Source organism: Legionella parisiensis, from assembly GCF_001467945.1.
Classification (GTDB): Bacteria; Pseudomonadota; Gammaproteobacteria; order Legionellales; family Legionellaceae; genus Legionella; species Legionella parisiensis.
In genome coordinates this window covers 716008-733358 of record NZ_LNYQ01000012.1, presented here as the reverse complement: position 1 = coordinate 733358, position 17351 = coordinate 716008, and the positions used below count along the sequence as shown (strand labels likewise).

Sequence of the window (17351 nt, the reverse complement as noted above, 5' to 3'; positions counted from 1 at the left end):
CCCTGCCCTGACTTGCTCCTGAGCCCCCCCCCCACAAAATTTAAACAAGAGTTCTACCGACTGTAGTGATGTCAAAAAACAGAGCATGGAGACAGAGCATTCATTTCTCAGGTTGCACGGATTCAAGTAACAAACAAATTCTTCCGGTTTCCATAGATTAGCGATTCGCACATCAAATAGGATATTGATATATCATCGTTTATTTTTTATAAGGTCATTTTTTACAAATAAAAAACTGTACAATTTAAAATCACATGCAAATATCTTCTATAATAAAAAAAAGCGTCCTTCGCTTTAAGAGGTTTCACGCTATCGAATGATGGAAAGAAGATAAATGATTTCTATATCCGGATATGCATTACGCGAAAAAATGCGCCGTAACCATAATATTGATACCTATTATGCCTTGCGATTAAAAGATAGGTGTAGAGTCCTGCTAAAAACCCCCAATAAATTACATCCGAGTTCTGAAAACTTAGCCATTTTACAACATGAGTTTCATTTACTGAAGATGATTGAAACGCCTAAGATCATTAAAGCTTATGATTTTCTGCAAAATACCTATACACCTGTTTTAATCCTCGAGGATGTAAAAGGGCAGTTGCTTACCTCCTATCTTTTAATGCATCAATTAGGTATTGATGGTTTTTTTAACTTAGCATTGCAACTCGTTGATATTGTGGGGGAATTGCATCAACGACAAATTATTCATAAAGAAATTAATCCATCCAATATAGTTATTGATCCTGAAAATATGGTTCTTAAATTAGTTGACTTAAGCGTTTCAACAAAGCTTGCCGAAGAAACCTTTGATTATCTCAAGCTCAGCGAATTTGAAGAAGGCTTAGCTTATATTTCACCGGAACAAACAGGAAGGATAAACCGGCCTGTTGACTATCGTACTGATTTTTATTCGCTTGGTATTACTTTTTTTGAAATGCTGGCAAATCAATTGCCATTTCAAGCTGTTGATGCACTTGAACTAGTACACTGCCATATTGCGAAAAAACCACCGACCGTATTACACGCTAGGCCAGATACACCCAAAATGCTCGCAGAAATTATCGATAAGTTATTAGGTAAAATGCCGGAAGAACGCTATTCAAGCATTATTGGATTGAAGTCCGATCTTCAGGAGTGTTTCAGACAATGGCAACTTAAAGGATCAATTAGTGAATTTTCACTAGGGGCACATGATATTCGCGATCACTTAATCATTTCTCACAATTTATATGGCCGAGAAAAACAAGTTAATCAGCTAACCAAAGCATTTAACCGCGTTTGTCAAGGCACTAAAGAAATGATCTTTGTTGCGGGCTATTCTGGTATCGGCAAAACTTCTTTAGTTAAAGAGGTCCATAAACCCATTATTCAGTATAAAGGCTATTATATCCAAGGTAAATTTGACCAGTTACAGCGAAGTATTCCTTATAGTGCGATTGTTACTGCCTTTAAAAATCTGGTAAAACAAGTACTTTCCGAAAGTGAAGAGCGTTTAGAAAAAATAAAAAAACTTCTTATTTATTCATTAGGTAATGTAGGACAGGTTGTTATCGATGTTATTCCAGACATTGAGTTAATTATAGGAAAGCAAGCTTCGGTATGCCCCTTAAATCCTGCTAAGGCCCGAATTCGCTTTGATCTCGTATTTCAAAATTTTGTTCGCGTATTTGCACAATTGGAGCATCCACTCGTTCTGTTTTTGGATGATTTACAATGGGCAGATAATTCCTCGCTTCATTTTATAGAAAATTTATTACAAGATCGGGAAACAAATTATTTACTCATTATCGGAGCTTATCGAAATAATGAAATTAATGAGAATCATCCATTGCAATTAAGCATAAATAATTTAAAAGAAAATAAGGTAAATCTCAGTACTCTCACTCTAAAACCCTTGCGATTAAATAACATCCAAGAGCTTATTCACGACACATTATCCGGCTCACAAAGAAAAATCCAAGGACTTGTTCAATGTATTTATGATAAAACACAGGGAAATCCTTTTTTTATTAACGCATTTCTTCGAAACATTTATGAGCAAAAAATACTCAATTTTTCTTATAAACGAGGTGCATGGGAATGGGATTTAGCCAAAGCCCAACAACAAAGCGCTACAGATAATGTAATTGATTTGTTAACTGCCAGAATTCATTTACTTCCCAATACTACCCAGGAAATTTTAAAACTTGGTTCATGCTTCGGTCATCAATTTGATTTTAATACCTTAAAAGTCATTAGTCGTGAATCTACAAGTCAAATTGCAGAACAGCTGTGTCAGGCGATTAAAGCAAATCTTATTTATCCGCTTGAAGAGAGCTATAAAACATTAGGCCTAATGGGACTTGATGAACATGTTGCCACCCTCGATACGAACTCCCTGCATTATAATTTTTCTCATGACCGCATTCAGCAAGCGGCTTACGAACTTATTAATATACAAGCCAGACCAGGTATCCATTTAAAAATTGGCCGCTTATTATTAAAAAACAAACCACTAATAGAAAATGATGAGCGATTATTTGATGTACTCGAGCACTTTAATCAAAGTATTGCTTTAATCCGTAGCTCCAAAGAAAGACTAAAACTGGCTCAATACAATTTATGGGCAGGTCAAAAAGCAAAACTCGCATCTGCTTATTATGCGGCTAATGAATATTTATCAGTAGGCATTGAATTATTAAAACCTAATCATTGGGAAAAAAATTATAATTTGACATTCCAGCTTCACAAGGAATTAGCTGTTTGCAGATATTTAATTAGTGATTTCGAAACTGCAGATAAATATTTTTCTGAACTATTAAAACACGCAAAAAACCCACTTGATGAAATTGAAATTTATCGTTTAAAAATAGAGATTCTATCCACCTTGGGGAAACATTCCGAAGCATTAGAAATGGGATTGAATACATTGCGAAATTTTGGCATTAAACTGCCTAGAAAGCCTAAGTTAGTGCATGTATTAATTGCCATTTATAAAGTCAAATTCCAACTAAAAAATACTGAGGTAGAATCTATAAATTTACCGTTAATGAACGATGCAAAACAAATTGCGCTTGTGGATTTAATTACGCAATTATTCAATAGTGCATTTATCACGAATCAACAGCTGTTTGTTATTCTCACCTGCAAAAATATTAGTTTAAGTTTAAAGTATGGTTATACCGAAAGCACCTCAATGTCTATTCCTGTTTATGCATTTATAATAATGCACTCATTAAATCTTTATCATGAAGCCCTTTCATTTGTAACACTTTATAACAACCTAAAGCAAAAATACGGGGCATCAAGTTTCGAAGGTAAAAACCAATTTGTATTAGGCTCTTTTATCGAACCCTATCAAACGTCGATACATCTATGTAATGCCACTGTTACTAAAGCATTTAGAATGTGTAGTGAGATCGGAGATTTAGTATACAGTAATTACAGTAACTTACTTTTGGTTCTTCATTCGCTTTCAGCAGGAAAAAAACTCGATGAGGTAAAAAAGAATGTACAGACCACACTGTCCTTTATGTCACGCGTTAAAATTTCTGATTTTATTGAAGTGGCAAAGTTTTGGGACTATTTATGCCAATGTTTGGAAAAACCAGGCTCCACAAAGATGAAACAAATATCTTTATTTGAAGAAAATATTATTAAAGGAAGAAATAAAACCGAATTAAGCTTCTTCTATAGCTCTCTGACATTATTACATTTTCTACTGGGAAATTTTTCTGAAGCAATTAAAGCGGGAAAGAATCATGAGCTTCACTCTGAATACGATAAAGGTTTAATAAGTCATTTAGATGGTAAGTTCTTCTTTGCTTTAGCTCTATTTTGTCAATTGCCTTATTTATCAAAATCTATGTACCGTCTTTCTTTAAAAAAACTAAAACAACTGGATCTTTTTATTAAAAAATATGCCTCCTGGTGTCCTGAAAACTTTAAAGTCTACACCATGCTTCTTGCGGCTGAATTCTCCCGTTTAAACGGACAGCATGAGAAAGCTCTTGCACTTTATGAACAAACGATAGAAACAGCATTGGCAGGAGGGATCATTTTAATTGCGGCCATTGCAAATGAACGAGCGGCATATTATTGTCTTAATCTTAACTTAAATCAAATTGCAAAAATTTATTTGCATAATGCGCATTGTTATTTTAAAGATTGGGGGGCAAATACAAAAGTGAGGCTGTTAGAGCCAATGAATCACAACGCAGCAGATGCTTCCCTTGCTTCGCTTATGCTTCCACCAACTCAAGCTAAAGCAAAAAATCAGACGATTGATATGCTGACCATTTTAAAATTTACTCAACTTATCTCCAGTGAAATTCGTTTAGATAAATTACTGCAGAACCTTTTAGTCATTGTATTAGAACATGCCGGAGCACAGCGAAGTATAATTTTAACTAAGAATAGTGAGAATTGGGTTGTCGAAGCAGAAGGTGATTTAGAACAACAAAGTATTCATCTTATTGGGTCCGAAAATATAGAAAGGGAAATAAAATATCCGCTTTCTATTTTAAATTATGTTCAGCGAACTCAAAAACCCATCATTTTAAATAATGCCAGACAGTCAGAATTAACGTTTCAAGACGTATATGTTCAGGGAGAAAATCCACGCTCGCTTTTAATGATGCCGCTGTTTTATAAAGGAAATTTGTGTCGAATGTTGTATTTAGAGAACAATAGTACAAGTCATACATTTACAGCAAACCATTTGGACAGCCTTCAATTACTTGCCTCGCAAGCAATGATTTCGCTTGAAAATGCCAAACTCTATTATCAGGCAACTCACGATCCTTTAACCGGATTAGCCAATCGAAATATGCTTTATGAATTTTTTCAACAAATGACCAAACAAATAAAGCATTTTCATGAGAAAGTCGCCTTATTATTCTTAGATATCGATTATTTCAAAGTAATAAATGATACTTTGGGGCATGATAATGGCGATAAGTTATTGATTCATATTGCAAAAACAATTAATTCATGCTTGCGTGAATGTGATTTTGCCGCACGCCTAGGCGGAGATGAATTTACAATCATATTATCCAATATTAATTCTAAAGAACAAATCACTATGATTGTAAAAAAATTATTAAGTGAAATTTCGAAACCAGTTCCAATTGATGCGCATTTAATTCAAATTGCATCCAGTATGGGAATCAGTATCTTCCCTAATGATGGCCAAGATATTGAAACGCTTCTTAAGTTAGCTGATACCGCTCTTTATCAAGCAAAAGAAAAGGGCAGGAATCAATTTCATTATTACTCAACAGAGTTGTATGAGGAATATCAGCAAACCCATGGTTTGGGTAAAGAGTTACAACAGGCTTATGACAAGGAAGAATTCTTCTTAATGTATCAACCATTTTACACCACTGATGGACACATCATAGGGCTTGAATCCTTATTGCGGTGGAATCACCCTGAAAAAGGAATTATAGAAGCTTCAAAATTCATTCGTAGCTTAGAAAAAAGCTCATTAATGATTCCTGTTAGCGAATGGATTATTAAAAAGACCTGTCATCAAGCAAAAATATGGCAGGATCAAAAAATACTTCCAGGCCCCATTGCAATCAACATCTCAGCAATACAATTTATTCGCCATTCACTGAGCAAAATTGTCGGTGAGGCTTTGGCTGAAAATCGGTTGAATGGATCGTGCATTGAATTAGAAATTACGGAATCCGTTTTCATTGAATACAATGATGCGCTGTATAAAGAAATTGAGACATTAAAAGGAATGGGTGTTCATTTAGTGATTGATGATTTTGGAACAGGTTACTCAAGTTTGTCGTACTTAAAAAACTTACCTATTCAGAAAATTAAAATAGATAAAGCCTTTATTAATAATTGCCATAAGGATTATTTAGATCAAACGATTATTAAAGCAATTGCCACGATTGCTCATAAATTAAATATTAATGTTGTGGCCGAGGGTGTTGAAAATAAATCACAACTTCAATTCTTACGCAAACATAGTATTGATTGCATCCAGGGATATTATTATTCTCACCCGCTAACGGTTCAAGCGTGTGAAACTCTTTTAAAAAACATGCCATTAAAAAAGCATAGGTAGAACCTCTTTTTACGAAAAGGCCAAAAGCCTTTTTTCAAATTGAATTCTTTTTCTGCTAATGATAAATTCTTTCTCTTAATTTATTAGAGATAAAATATAATGACAAGGACGCTTTTTACTCTATCACTCATTCTATTCAGTTTCATTGCTTCTGCCCAAGATAAGGTGATTCAACATTTTTTTAAAGATGTAGATCCAGCGGAAATTTCTTCTACGATAAAAAATAACATCCAGGCAAGTCATTTTCGCCTTATTGAGATTGACCTGAGCCAACTGTATGCTGAGCTGGAGAATGCTCCCCATCGAGATGAATTGAAATCAGGGGAATCAATACAAATTGAGCTTCCTCTGCCAGATAAAACGACGAACCTATATCAGGTTACAGAAAATAGTACGCTGCACCCGGAACTCAGCGCAAAATTTCCTGAAATTAAAACCTATGATGCTTATGGAGTCACTGAACCAGGCGAACTTGTCAAACTGGATCTCACCCCACAGGGTTTCCATGCAATGATTTTCAGACCAGGACAAAGTGACGTTTTTATTGATCCTTTAAAAAAAGGGGATACTCAATATTACATTGTTTATTATAAAAAAGATTTCATTACCTCAAAACGCTTAAAATGTGGGGTGCACAGTCAAAGTCCATTAGCAACCTCTCCTGTAAGCTCAAAGCATTTTGCTAATTTTAATCCGTGCCGACTCAAAAAATACCGCTTGGCTATGGCGGCAACAGCTCAATACACACAATACTTTGGTGGAACAGTAGCCGCAGCATTGGCTGCTGAAGCAACCACAATCAACAGAGTGAATGGTATTTATGAAATCGATATGGCGATAACCATGCAGATTATTGCCAATAACAATCTCATTATCTATACCAATCCGAATAATCAACCGTATACACATGGCGATCCTGATAGGATGATCAATCAAAATCAAAGGAATATTAACCAAGTAATTGGCCCTCTCAATTATGACATTGGCCATGTTGTTGATTCGGCTGGAAGCGGTCTTGCAACATTAGCCAGTGTTTGTAACAACAATGTAAAAGCCCGCGGGGTTACTGGTCAAAAAAATCCTCTAGGAGATCCTTTTGATATTGATTATGTAGCCCATGAAATGGGCCACCAATTTGGAGCGAATCACGTACAAAACAATAATTGCAACAGACATGGGCCAACCGCTGTAGAACCTGGAAGCGGTAGTACAATTATGGGCTATGCAGGGATTTGTTCCCCTAATGTGCAAAATAATTCAAATGCTTATTTTAATGGTATCAGCCTTCAGGAAATGGGAAATTTTGTCTCCAGCCCTTCGCATACCTGCCCCGTAACCACACCCATTGCCAGTGCGCCTGTAATTAATAGCGTCAACGGAGGATTTATTCCTGCTCAAACTCCTTTTGCTTTGATTGCATCAGCAACTAAAAGTGGAGGTGGAGTATTAACTTATACATGGGAACAGATGGACAATGAAATCTCTCCCCAGCCGCCAGTAAGTACCGCAACTGGTGGTCCGAATTTTAGGAGTTTTTCGCCTCAAACTGTGGGTACGCGTTTTCTCCCTAATCTCAATGCTCTGAACAATGGAGGCCCTTTTACCTGGGAAGTGTTATCGTCCGTTTCTCGCATTATGAAATTTAGAGTTTCCGTGCGGAGAAATACCCCGGGAGGCTCCTGTAATGCATATACCGATACTGGGATAACCATTCTAAGCAGTGCCGGCCCCTTTATAGTAACATCCCCCACAACCTCAGGTATCGTTTGGACAGGTCTGTCACCACAAACAGTCACTTGGGATGTTGCTAATACCAATATTTATCCAATTAATGCTTTTTCTGTAAGCGTTTTTTTATCGATTGATGGAGGAAAAACATTTCCCTATCCTCTCATGCTAAATTCACCAAATAATGGATACGGACAAATTTGTGTTCCTAATCTAAACTCAACTACAGCTCGAATTATGGTACAGGCAAATAATGGAAGCTTTTTTAATGTTTCAAAAAATAATTTTTCGATCGTTGCGGTTCCGCCCAGAGCACCTGTATTGACGACAGCCGAACGCAATCCAATGAATACTAATGAAGCATTTGTCTTATATGCGGGTTGTGCCCCCCTATCCGGTGAAGTCTATACAGTGAATGGCTTGCCTGGGGCAACTGTAACATTGGACAACAAAAACCGCCGTTTCGTCATAGGAAACATTGTGACACCGACGAGAGTACATAATGTCACAATTACTGCAACTGGCGGAAATAAGACTCGTGTAACCTCAAACCCAATTACTATTCCCAGTATTTTATAGACAAGGCTTAATTATGTATAAACATTACATAGCAACAATTATCATGTATATGCTGTCATTTAGTGCCTATACAGGTGTTTACTCGGGTATTAATTTAGGTATTAATACAGTCACTGTACATAAAGACCTGCGCTACCCGCTTGAGGAAGTAATCCCCACATCTTCCAGTTTTAACAATGCATATACTAATTTTCATGGCCAATTGCTCGCCGGATATGAATATCCCTTTAGTGCAAAATTTACCACTGCCATAGAGGGAGATGCGGATTTATTCACTGGCAAGTCACACTATAAAGTCAACGAATGGTTTTTTAATGAAAATGTGAACGCCCAAGAGAAGTTAGAATATGGATTCTCTCTTTTTTTACTGCCTGCATATCAATGCAATGAATCAGTTCGTTTCTTTGCAGGACCAGGAATTTCATGGGGTCGTTTTGTGGTTAAAATGGACAACACGGCAGGCGATGTGGGAATCAGCACGGACTTTAAACAATGGCTAACCGGCGGAGGATTAAAGGCAGGAGCAATCACTAAACTAAACAACAACCTGGACCTACTATTAACGTATCAGTTCACCCAATATAACAGCACGGGACGGACTCAAATTGAACCCATATCAGGGGATACATTGCAAGGAGATTATAAACCAAATATAAATACGGTATTAATTGGACTTCGGGTCAATATGCCGCAGAATCCCTATCTCAACCATAACAAAATGAAATACCAAAAAATGGTTATCTCTTGATTTTGGTGTTAACAATGCCAGGAACAATGCACTCAGTCCGAGTAGTGTCGATTTATTCTACCTAAAAACTTTAGTGACTTGCCGCTCATTATATATTCTTCAATTAATGCGCTAGTGACTTTTGCCTACACTGTACTGATAGAATATATACTAAAGCAAAATTCACAGGTTATGCTAGAACTAATTAAATCGGATGTCCGAACAGAGACTTGCACTTCAGCAAAACATTCAATATAGTGAAATATCAAGTTGGTATGTAGTTCCACATTTAGACTATGGATTTAGCTTTATAAGGAATTTTACATGACAAGACTAGAAGAACTACTTTATTCTTTGACTGCTGTAGTAATTCGCTATCACGACAGTCAGCCAAAAGTGAAAAAATTGGTTGTTGCAACGGATGAGAATCTCCTCAGAGAAAAATCACTATCATGTGCTAAAGAAATAATTCAGAATCAAGACATCCATTTTAAAATACGTTTGAATGATCTCATTAAACAGTGCTCAGATAGCGGTCGCAGGCCTTTGTTATATTATATCTTGCATGAAATAATCTCCCTAAAAGCTCTATGCGACCAAAAAATTTCATTTGAACCCGAAAAATTAGAAGAGTTCAAAAAGCAAATTACTCAATTATTAATCGATCTTAAACTCCTTTTAGATACCCCCAAACATAAAACTTATAGAATTACTTACAGCCAAACCGAAGACACCAAAAAGACAGCCCTTGATTTATCAGGTTTAAAAAATGATGGCTATATTGGAGGTGATCTCTGTAACTCTGGGGAAATTTTAAACGATGAAGTATTAAGACGATTTAATATATACAGCTACACGTCTAATGAGCGGATTAGAGATATTGCCGAACAAATTTGCATGGAATATCAACATGTGCTTTTAGTGCCTGAACTCATGGCACAAAACGAAGTGCAAAAAAAGATAAATTCAGAGCAAAAGCAGGAACTGAATTCATTAACAAGCAAACAGGAAGAAAATCAAAAGAAATCACAAACTACCTCTTCTAAACACTATGCTGCTCTTTATATGTTTTACATTCTCTTTAAAAGGCTGCAAACGAAAGAGCACAAGCAAAAAACACTCATTGAGGAACAAGAACTGACCATTGGTGAGCTGAGACAAAAAATCAGTGAGTTAACCCATGCAGTGGAGGCAAAACCGGCGAGTTATAGGTTTTATCCTTCTTATTAAGGGGCTTTTTACAATAGAACTCTAATCTCAGTTAGCACAACAAGATCAGGGTAAGGATAATGGATAGCGATTCTCTCTGGAATCGCGTAATCATCTACTTATACTACTTATTACGGCTCACTCCTTGAAGAGGGGCTTATTTTTCTTAGTCCTTAATTGAATCAACATATAGCCACCAACGACGGCAATAATTAATAAGCTAATAGAAAAGAGCGGTCTTGTCGCAAACCAGGCAATTGCAGTGACAATGAGCCACACACAAAAACCCAAGAGAAATGCTATAAATCCAGTGCCAAATCCTACAATAGATCCTAAAAAGGGTACTACATCAGCTAAAATAACCAATGGTTTCATGATTAGAGAGAATCCACCAATCAATATTAGCAAAGAAAATAAACGCAAAACCCATGCGAGCAGAGTATTTTCCGATTGCGCGTGTGCAATCATTTCATCAGATGAATGTTGCCCTGTTGATAAGAGCATAATACTTTGCCCCGCAGGAGCAAAATAAGGCTGAAAGGTTTCTCCTGTTTGTTGTCCGATAATACTCACTGTTTGTGGCTTAATAACTGTTAGATTAATACGCAGATCACCCAGCTGGGGATTTTGAGAATCTTCCCCCAAGTATAATTCATTATTGATTAGAGTGACTGGCTTATTCAATTTGCTCTTTAGAGTTTCTTTATTAACCTGGGCTAAACTGACTGGTTCGCTGATATCAATTTGTTTAATTAAAGCATTGGGTAGCAAAAAATCACCTACGGTTACTGTTTTCGCATACTCTGTTTGTGACTGAACAGGCATCGCTGGATTTTGATGTCCGACAGGACTTTTAAAATTAGAGCTGTCGATTGCACTTTCCGACCAGACTTTATCATAGGTGTAGGTTGTTACGTGTTTTTCCGAACCGCCTAATTGTGATTCGGTTCTCGTTTCAGTTTTTTGTTTCCATTGATACATTTCAACTTTGCGCTCGAGATTGATAGCATTTACTGTTACTCCTAACAAGGAGTCGGTTATATTATCTTTAGTCGTCGCAAAGCCGCTAATATAGACCACTTTAAGATTATTTTGCTTATTTACAGGAGCATTTGGCACAGAAATTAGAACGCTCCTGGTTTGCTCCAAAGATTGAGCCATATGCAAACTGTGGCCTTCATTCCAAAACACAAGAACAATAGCACCAATAACCAAGGCAATTCCAATAAAAATACCAAGAAAAGCATCTTTTAATCGAGAAAACCATGAAGTTGTTGTAATTTCTTCGTCTGCCATGCTTAGTGTACTCCCTCGATTACTAATTACTTATTACTTATAATAATAGTATTGATGAGTAAAATTGACAGAAATGAATTATCTGGGAGATTCTTGGTTTTATATTGCTGTAATTTTTATTGCGTAATCCTAATTTTTCACATGGGTCAGCTGACAACGGGCACATAGGCCTTTAATTTCTACAGTACAATTTATAATTGAAAATTGAATCGAATTCGCAAATTCGGTTATGGAGGAGAAATCCACAACGCATTCTAATTCTTTGACAAAACCACATTGACTGCAAATGAGGAATTGGGCCTGCCCCATATGATGTCCATGCAAACAAGCAACATAGGATTTAAGGCTATCGATACAATGAATAAATCCTTCTTGATGCCAAAACTGAATGGCACGATAAACTGTAGGCGGCTTGGGATTCTCAGTTTGTTCTGATAATTTTTGTAAGATTTCATAAGCCCCAAGCGGCTTTCTCTCTTCCACTAAAATTTTGAGGACACGCTCTCTCGGTTCCGTAAATCGATACCCATGGTTTATGCAATGCTTATAAGCCTTGTCCAACAAATTGTATTTCATCAATCATTTTAAGTTTAATAGATCAAATACTATTGTATCACAGTCATTATTTTACCGAAAAATAATTAAACAAATGACGCAAAATACTTAACGGAAACCCTATTGGCATAAAAATTACTAAATGTGGCTTGTTCTTTGGCAATAGAATGTTACAATGTAACACTTTCGAAAGGTTGGTTTGCAATACAATTAATTTTCACTTCCTATCGGTTTTTAAGGACAGGAAAATCTTTTTTGCTTACTGGATCTTATCTAATTTTAAGGTTTAAAGAGTTGCTGTAATTGTTAATGACTTATCTGAAATTAATATTGATGAACAACTGATAAAGTCAGGAAAGTCCCCCCTTTAAAGTGGACTTTTGCAAAAAGCGAGCACTTATGTCCTTTAAATGGAGGAAACCAATGTATTTTTATAACTATAGATTCCGCCTTCCAGATGACATCCAGTTTTACGACCCTGAGCAAACTTCAAGGCGAATTGAGGCGAAGTTAACTACCTTAAGTAACTTGGGACTAGTACGTATAGCAATGAATTTGACTAGTCCCAATAAAAGTATCAGTTTGTTATGTAAATCCAAAAATGCTCATGCCATAGAATCAGCAGTAAGCCAAATTTTGTTGACCGAAGAAATTACGTTGTGCAGCGAAATGGAGGAAGAAGCACTGTGGTTTGAAGAGGAAAGACCGCATAACGGCCAGGTATTTCAAATGGAGTCTATACCTACCGATGGCATTAAAAAGAAAAGAAAAAGAATACCGCATAAATTCTCACACGGACACCCTTACGCTCAGTTCCGCAACCACTCTCACGCTCGCCCCCATGACCATTCTCATGGGCACTCTCATGACCACTCTCATGACCACTCTCACGGGCACTCTCACGGGCATTCTCACGGGCATTCTCATAGTCATGAAAATCATTGGGTGAAAGCAGCATTAGGTTTGATTTGGGGAGTAGCTCTGCTTGTTCTTGCTATAGGGAGTTTTAATATTCCTCTTCTTGCCTATTATGCCATAACTGGCCTTACTACGTTGATGACCCTGTATTTGGGATATACCGTTTATCAATCAGCATGGTATGCTTTGCTTGAAAAAAAATGGGATACCACCACTTTATATGCGATCAGTACCTTAACCATCGTTGCCGTATCCATTGCAAGCCTGTTTATTCCTGGACTACCCATGATGTTTGAGGCCGCCCCTTTGGTCCTAGGCTTTTGGCATTTAGGCGAAGGCATTGAACATACTTTAATCGATAAGATCACTAAAAAATTAGATGTTCGTGATTGTGTGGATCCTTTAGTCCTATTAAAGGGTAAACCGGACATAGAAATTTCAGTGAAACACTTAATTCCTAACGATATAATTCTCGTTAAAAAAGGATGTGTTATTCCTGTCGATGGGGTATTAACAACAGAAGCATCACTTTACACCACACGAATCGATGGTTCACCTGAGCTCAAAAGGTTTAAGCCAGGCGATGAAGTCAAAGCCGGAATGCGTTTGGCCGATCATATTCCTTCATTGGAAATGAAGGTCACAAAGACTTATCAAAACTCGTACCTTTCATTATTGGCAAAAAATATTGAACAAGCGAATGAGGAAAAAGCACCTATCGAGCATTTTGCAGAGAAGGTATTGAAATATTTTATTCCGGGTCTGCTTGGAATAGCCTTGCTCTCAGGCATTATTATAGGTTCCGTGTTCAATCCAGCGCTTGCAATTCAATGTGTCATATCGGTTCTAGTGAGCGCATGCCCATGCGCTTTAAGCTTGATTACTCCCCTAGCAGTTAAAATCGGGATGCAAAAAGCATCTGAGAATGGAATTATTTTTAAGAACGGCAAAGCATTACAAGCAGCAGCTGATATTAACACCGTTGTTTTTGATTTAAATGGCACGCTGACTCAAGGCAACGTTCAAGTAGTGAAGTGTACGATTGATGATGAAAAGCTCTGGAGTCGTGTCGCATTGTTAGAAAGTAAATCTGAGCATCCAATAGCAGAAATTATTAAGAATCATATAGAATCTCGAGGCTTCATCGCAGATGATCAATTAGACATAACTGTTGATAAAGAGAACCATCATCATTCAGGCATTAAAGCTGTAATTAAGGGTAAAAGAGAGATAAATGGTGAAACATTCATTATCGGCAATAAAGACATGCTTGCTGCGAATCATATCACAGATTTTGGACACTATAACAACCCTGAAGACGGTTCCATCTATATTGTTCGAGAAAGGAAAGTAGTAGGACAAATCGCCCTAATGGATCCATTGCGTGAAGATGCCATTGCAACAGTAAACGAATTAAAGCGTTTGGGTAAAACGGTACATATTTGTACTGGTGCAGACCGGGAAACTGCAGAAAAATATGCAAAATTATTAGGTATTTCTAAAAAGAATATTTTTGCGAATACAGTAGGTGTTGTCACGCGAACAGGCGAAATATCTAAAGAAAGTTATATTGAACAGTTAAAGCATGATGGCTATAAAGTGGCTATGGTAGGTGACGCAGCAAATGATCTCACAGCCATTAGGCATTCCAATCTCGGTATTGCTGTTCAATCGAAAATTGGTGATGACATTACACAGCAATATGCAGGCATAGTAGTTCAGCAAGGAAGACTATTTTCTATTGCAACTGCATTTGATATCGCTGCAAAAACAACACAAAATATTGCTCAAAATTTCTGCGTGAGTTTAACCTATAATTCAACAATTACTTTAGTGGCGGCAGGATTATTCGTTGCTTTGGGTTTTGCCCTTAACCCTGCAGTTGGAGTGGCATTAATGGTGCTTGAATCAGCGATTGTGTTATTGAATCTCTATCGTTTTAAAGAACAGGAAGTTGTAACTTCCTCATCAAATAGTAACAGTGCCGTAGTGGATGAGGTTTCTGAAGATACCACTTTCGATTTATTGAATGGTTTGGGTTATCGCCCCCAACCTAAATCAGATCTTGATAGTGCAGGAGCCGAACCTTTCACAAAAGGCTTTCAAACGCTGCCTTTATTTACACCTCGGTCTAAAGAGAAAAGCTATTCTTTTCCCCCATCTGAAGTCACTTCATACGATGAAACATGTCGGATTTTTTGATCACATTTCTCTCTAAACTGAAATCGATTAAAATAAGAATATTTAAAAAATTGAAGCAGCCAAAAAATTTTAAAGATGAGGCAATAAGCTCATAATAGAGCTGACTTCTAAGACATACTTGGCTTCGCATTCCCATTGTCAGGCAACAAAGAGTCTTTTTCAACCTTAGACTGAGTTGGCGTCATTTGGGCTTGCCAAAAAAGGACGCCACAGTTTATAAGATCGGAGCCGAGATGAGTTGCAGGATGACGCTCAGTGAACTCTTCCCATGTCAAATAACAGGGATCCTCAAGTTGGTAATCAGCTAAATGAGTTCCAGGAAGCAATTTATTTTTAAAGCGTTCCCCATATAAAAGACATTCATATAGTGAAATAAATTTTTGATACTCATTAAAAGAAAAACGCTCGTAAAACTTACCCCTATAACCATAAAGAATCAACAACAACTCATGAACACCCGTTGTTGCATCAAGATACAGAGTGATTAACTCCGAACTATTTTTTTTATTAATTATAAGTTTCATGAGCGACCATTAATTAAAAATGAGCCATAACTTATTAATATATTTAAAATAGCAAGAAATCAATACAGTTATCTGACTTTAACAAGTTCATCGTTGTATTCTCAGAACCTGAACTTGGTTACAAGTCGTTTTATTTCGGGAACGTGTGCACCCCATCCATATTGTTCAACATGTTTCGCAAATAGTATTCAGCGTTTTTAAATGTATTGGCTCGGATAGATAATTTTCTGTTGGAGTGCATATCATAAAAGCTTTGTCTGAATTTTATTTGAAAGAATCAACCTGGGCGTATTTTGAACATTCTGAATAACAGCCAGAATGGACTAAATATGCAGAAAAACCTGTTTCGGGCAATCAGGTATTTTTTCTAAATGGTTTTCTTTCCAAATTGTATGATATGTTTCTGGTGCAATATTTCCACCAGAGATTATTACCAATATTTTCTGTGGCTCTGTTTGCTCCATAATCCATTTATAAGCTGCACCCATTGCTAATGCTGACGTTGGTTCCACTGCTACTTTAAGGAGATGTATCAGCCATTGCGTCCAATATAATATTTCTGATTCTGTCACTTCATAGAAACCATTAATTTTTTTTAAGTAATGGAAAGTCCGCTCTGATATTGCAAGTGCTCGTGCACCATCTGCAATTGTATCGGGGGAATCTTTATAGCGAATAATTTTTCCCTGACGATATGACAATGTTGCATCATTGGCTTGAGATGGCTCTCCCGCATAGATCAATGATGCAGGTGACAATAATTGTGCAGCGAGATAAGTTCCGGATAATAATCCGCCGCCACCACAGGGGGCAAATATTGCGTTGGGTTTAAATTCTTCCTGTAGTGCTTCTAAACAGGCAGTACCTTGTCCTGCTATTACCATGTCATCATCATATGGATGGATAAGATATGCACTTTTATTTCCCATCTCCGCAGCGCGTTCTTCCGCTTCAGAACGACTCGCTGTATAGATAACTTTTGCGCCATAGCTTATAGTAGCTTGCTGCTTGATTTTTGATGTAAAAAATGGGAGAAAAATTGTTGTTTTTATGCCGAATTTCCGCCCAACCCAAGCTACTGCTTGTGCATGATTTCCCGAACTAAAAGTAACTATCTCTTTAGGAAGACAATGCTGTTCTTCGAGTGAAAGAAGTGTATTAAGTGCCCCTCTTATTTTAAATGCACCGGTACTTTGTAATCCTTCTATTTTAAATCTGATTTCATGTTTGAGAAAGCTGTTGAGTAAATCGGAGTGCAAATTTGGCGTTCTTCTAATGTGAGGAAAAATTCGGTTATAAGCGTCTTGCACTGCTTTTGGCGGAAGAGGTTTATAGGTCATTCTTCTATCTCGAAACTAGCATCTACTTCTACTGTTGCTGGTGAAGACCAACTATGAGCACCTAGCACTTCTGGATGATTGATGCCAAGTGATTCCATCTTTTCTCCAATACTATTTGCCATAAAGACTCTATATTTTTTGAATTAGATTATAGATATTAACTCATTGAACTTCAATTATCTCAAATTTTGTTCCCGTGTAATACA

9 protein-coding genes are annotated in these 17351 nt (G+C 36.9%); 5 read left to right on the top strand and 4 right to left on the bottom strand.

Going from position 1 to position 17351, the window contains the following annotated elements; all coding sequences use genetic code 11:
- Positions 1-334 precede the first annotated feature (334 nt).
- The 4 genes from Lpar_RS05715 (at position 335) to Lpar_RS05700 (ending at position 10331) form a co-directional block, all read left to right on the top strand.
- Positions 335-6067, top strand: coding sequence for an EAL domain-containing protein (locus tag Lpar_RS05715; protein ID WP_058517016.1), 5733 nt, complete (start codon positions 335-337; stop codon positions 6065-6067).
- Positions 6068-6166: 99 nt separating this feature from the next.
- Positions 6167-8374, top strand: coding sequence for a reprolysin-like metallopeptidase (locus Lpar_RS05710; protein ID WP_058517015.1), 2208 nt, complete (start codon positions 6167-6169; stop codon positions 8372-8374).
- 13 nt (positions 8375-8387) lie between these two features.
- A complete protein-coding gene (locus Lpar_RS05705; protein ID WP_058517014.1) occupies positions 8388-9122 on the top strand; it encodes an outer membrane beta-barrel protein in 735 nt (244 codons plus the stop codon).
- A 303-nt stretch (positions 9123-9425) separates the two neighbouring features.
- On the top strand, positions 9426-10331 hold the full coding sequence (locus Lpar_RS05700; protein ID WP_058517013.1) for a hypothetical protein: 906 nt from the start codon (positions 9426-9428) through the stop codon (positions 10329-10331).
- A 117-nt stretch (positions 10332-10448) separates the two neighbouring features.
- Here the strand turns inward: Lpar_RS05700 and Lpar_RS05695 are convergent, their stop codons facing one another.
- Together Lpar_RS05695 and Lpar_RS05690 are read right to left on the bottom strand one after the other, a co-directional pair.
- Complete coding sequence (locus Lpar_RS05695) at positions 10449-11606, bottom strand: TMEM43 family protein (protein ID WP_058517012.1); 1158 nt, start codon at positions 11604-11606, stop codon at positions 10449-10451.
- Between the two features lie 129 nt (positions 11607-11735).
- On the bottom strand, positions 11736-12182 hold the full coding sequence (locus Lpar_RS05690) for a Fur family transcriptional regulator (protein ID WP_058517011.1): 447 nt from the start codon (positions 12180-12182) through the stop codon (positions 11736-11738).
- A gap of 402 nt (positions 12183-12584) precedes the next feature.
- On the opposite strand from Lpar_RS05690, the gene Lpar_RS05685 reads away from it, so the two are divergent.
- A complete protein-coding gene (locus Lpar_RS05685) occupies positions 12585-15281 on the top strand; it encodes a heavy metal translocating P-type ATPase (protein ID WP_058517010.1) in 2697 nt (898 codons plus the stop codon).
- A 107-nt stretch (positions 15282-15388) separates the two neighbouring features.
- Here Lpar_RS05685 and Lpar_RS05680 read toward each other — a convergent pair whose 3' ends face one another.
- Both Lpar_RS05680 and Lpar_RS05675 read right to left on the bottom strand, forming a co-directional pair.
- The gene (locus Lpar_RS05680; protein ID WP_058517009.1) at positions 15389-15805 is read right to left on the bottom strand and encodes a hypothetical protein; all 417 of its coding nucleotides are present in this window, start codon (positions 15803-15805) and stop codon (positions 15389-15391) included.
- 323 nt (positions 15806-16128) lie between these two features.
- Positions 16129-17145, bottom strand: coding sequence for a serine/threonine dehydratase (locus Lpar_RS05675; RefSeq protein WP_058517008.1), 1017 nt, complete (start codon positions 17143-17145; stop codon positions 16129-16131).
- Positions 17146-17351 lie beyond the last annotated feature (206 nt).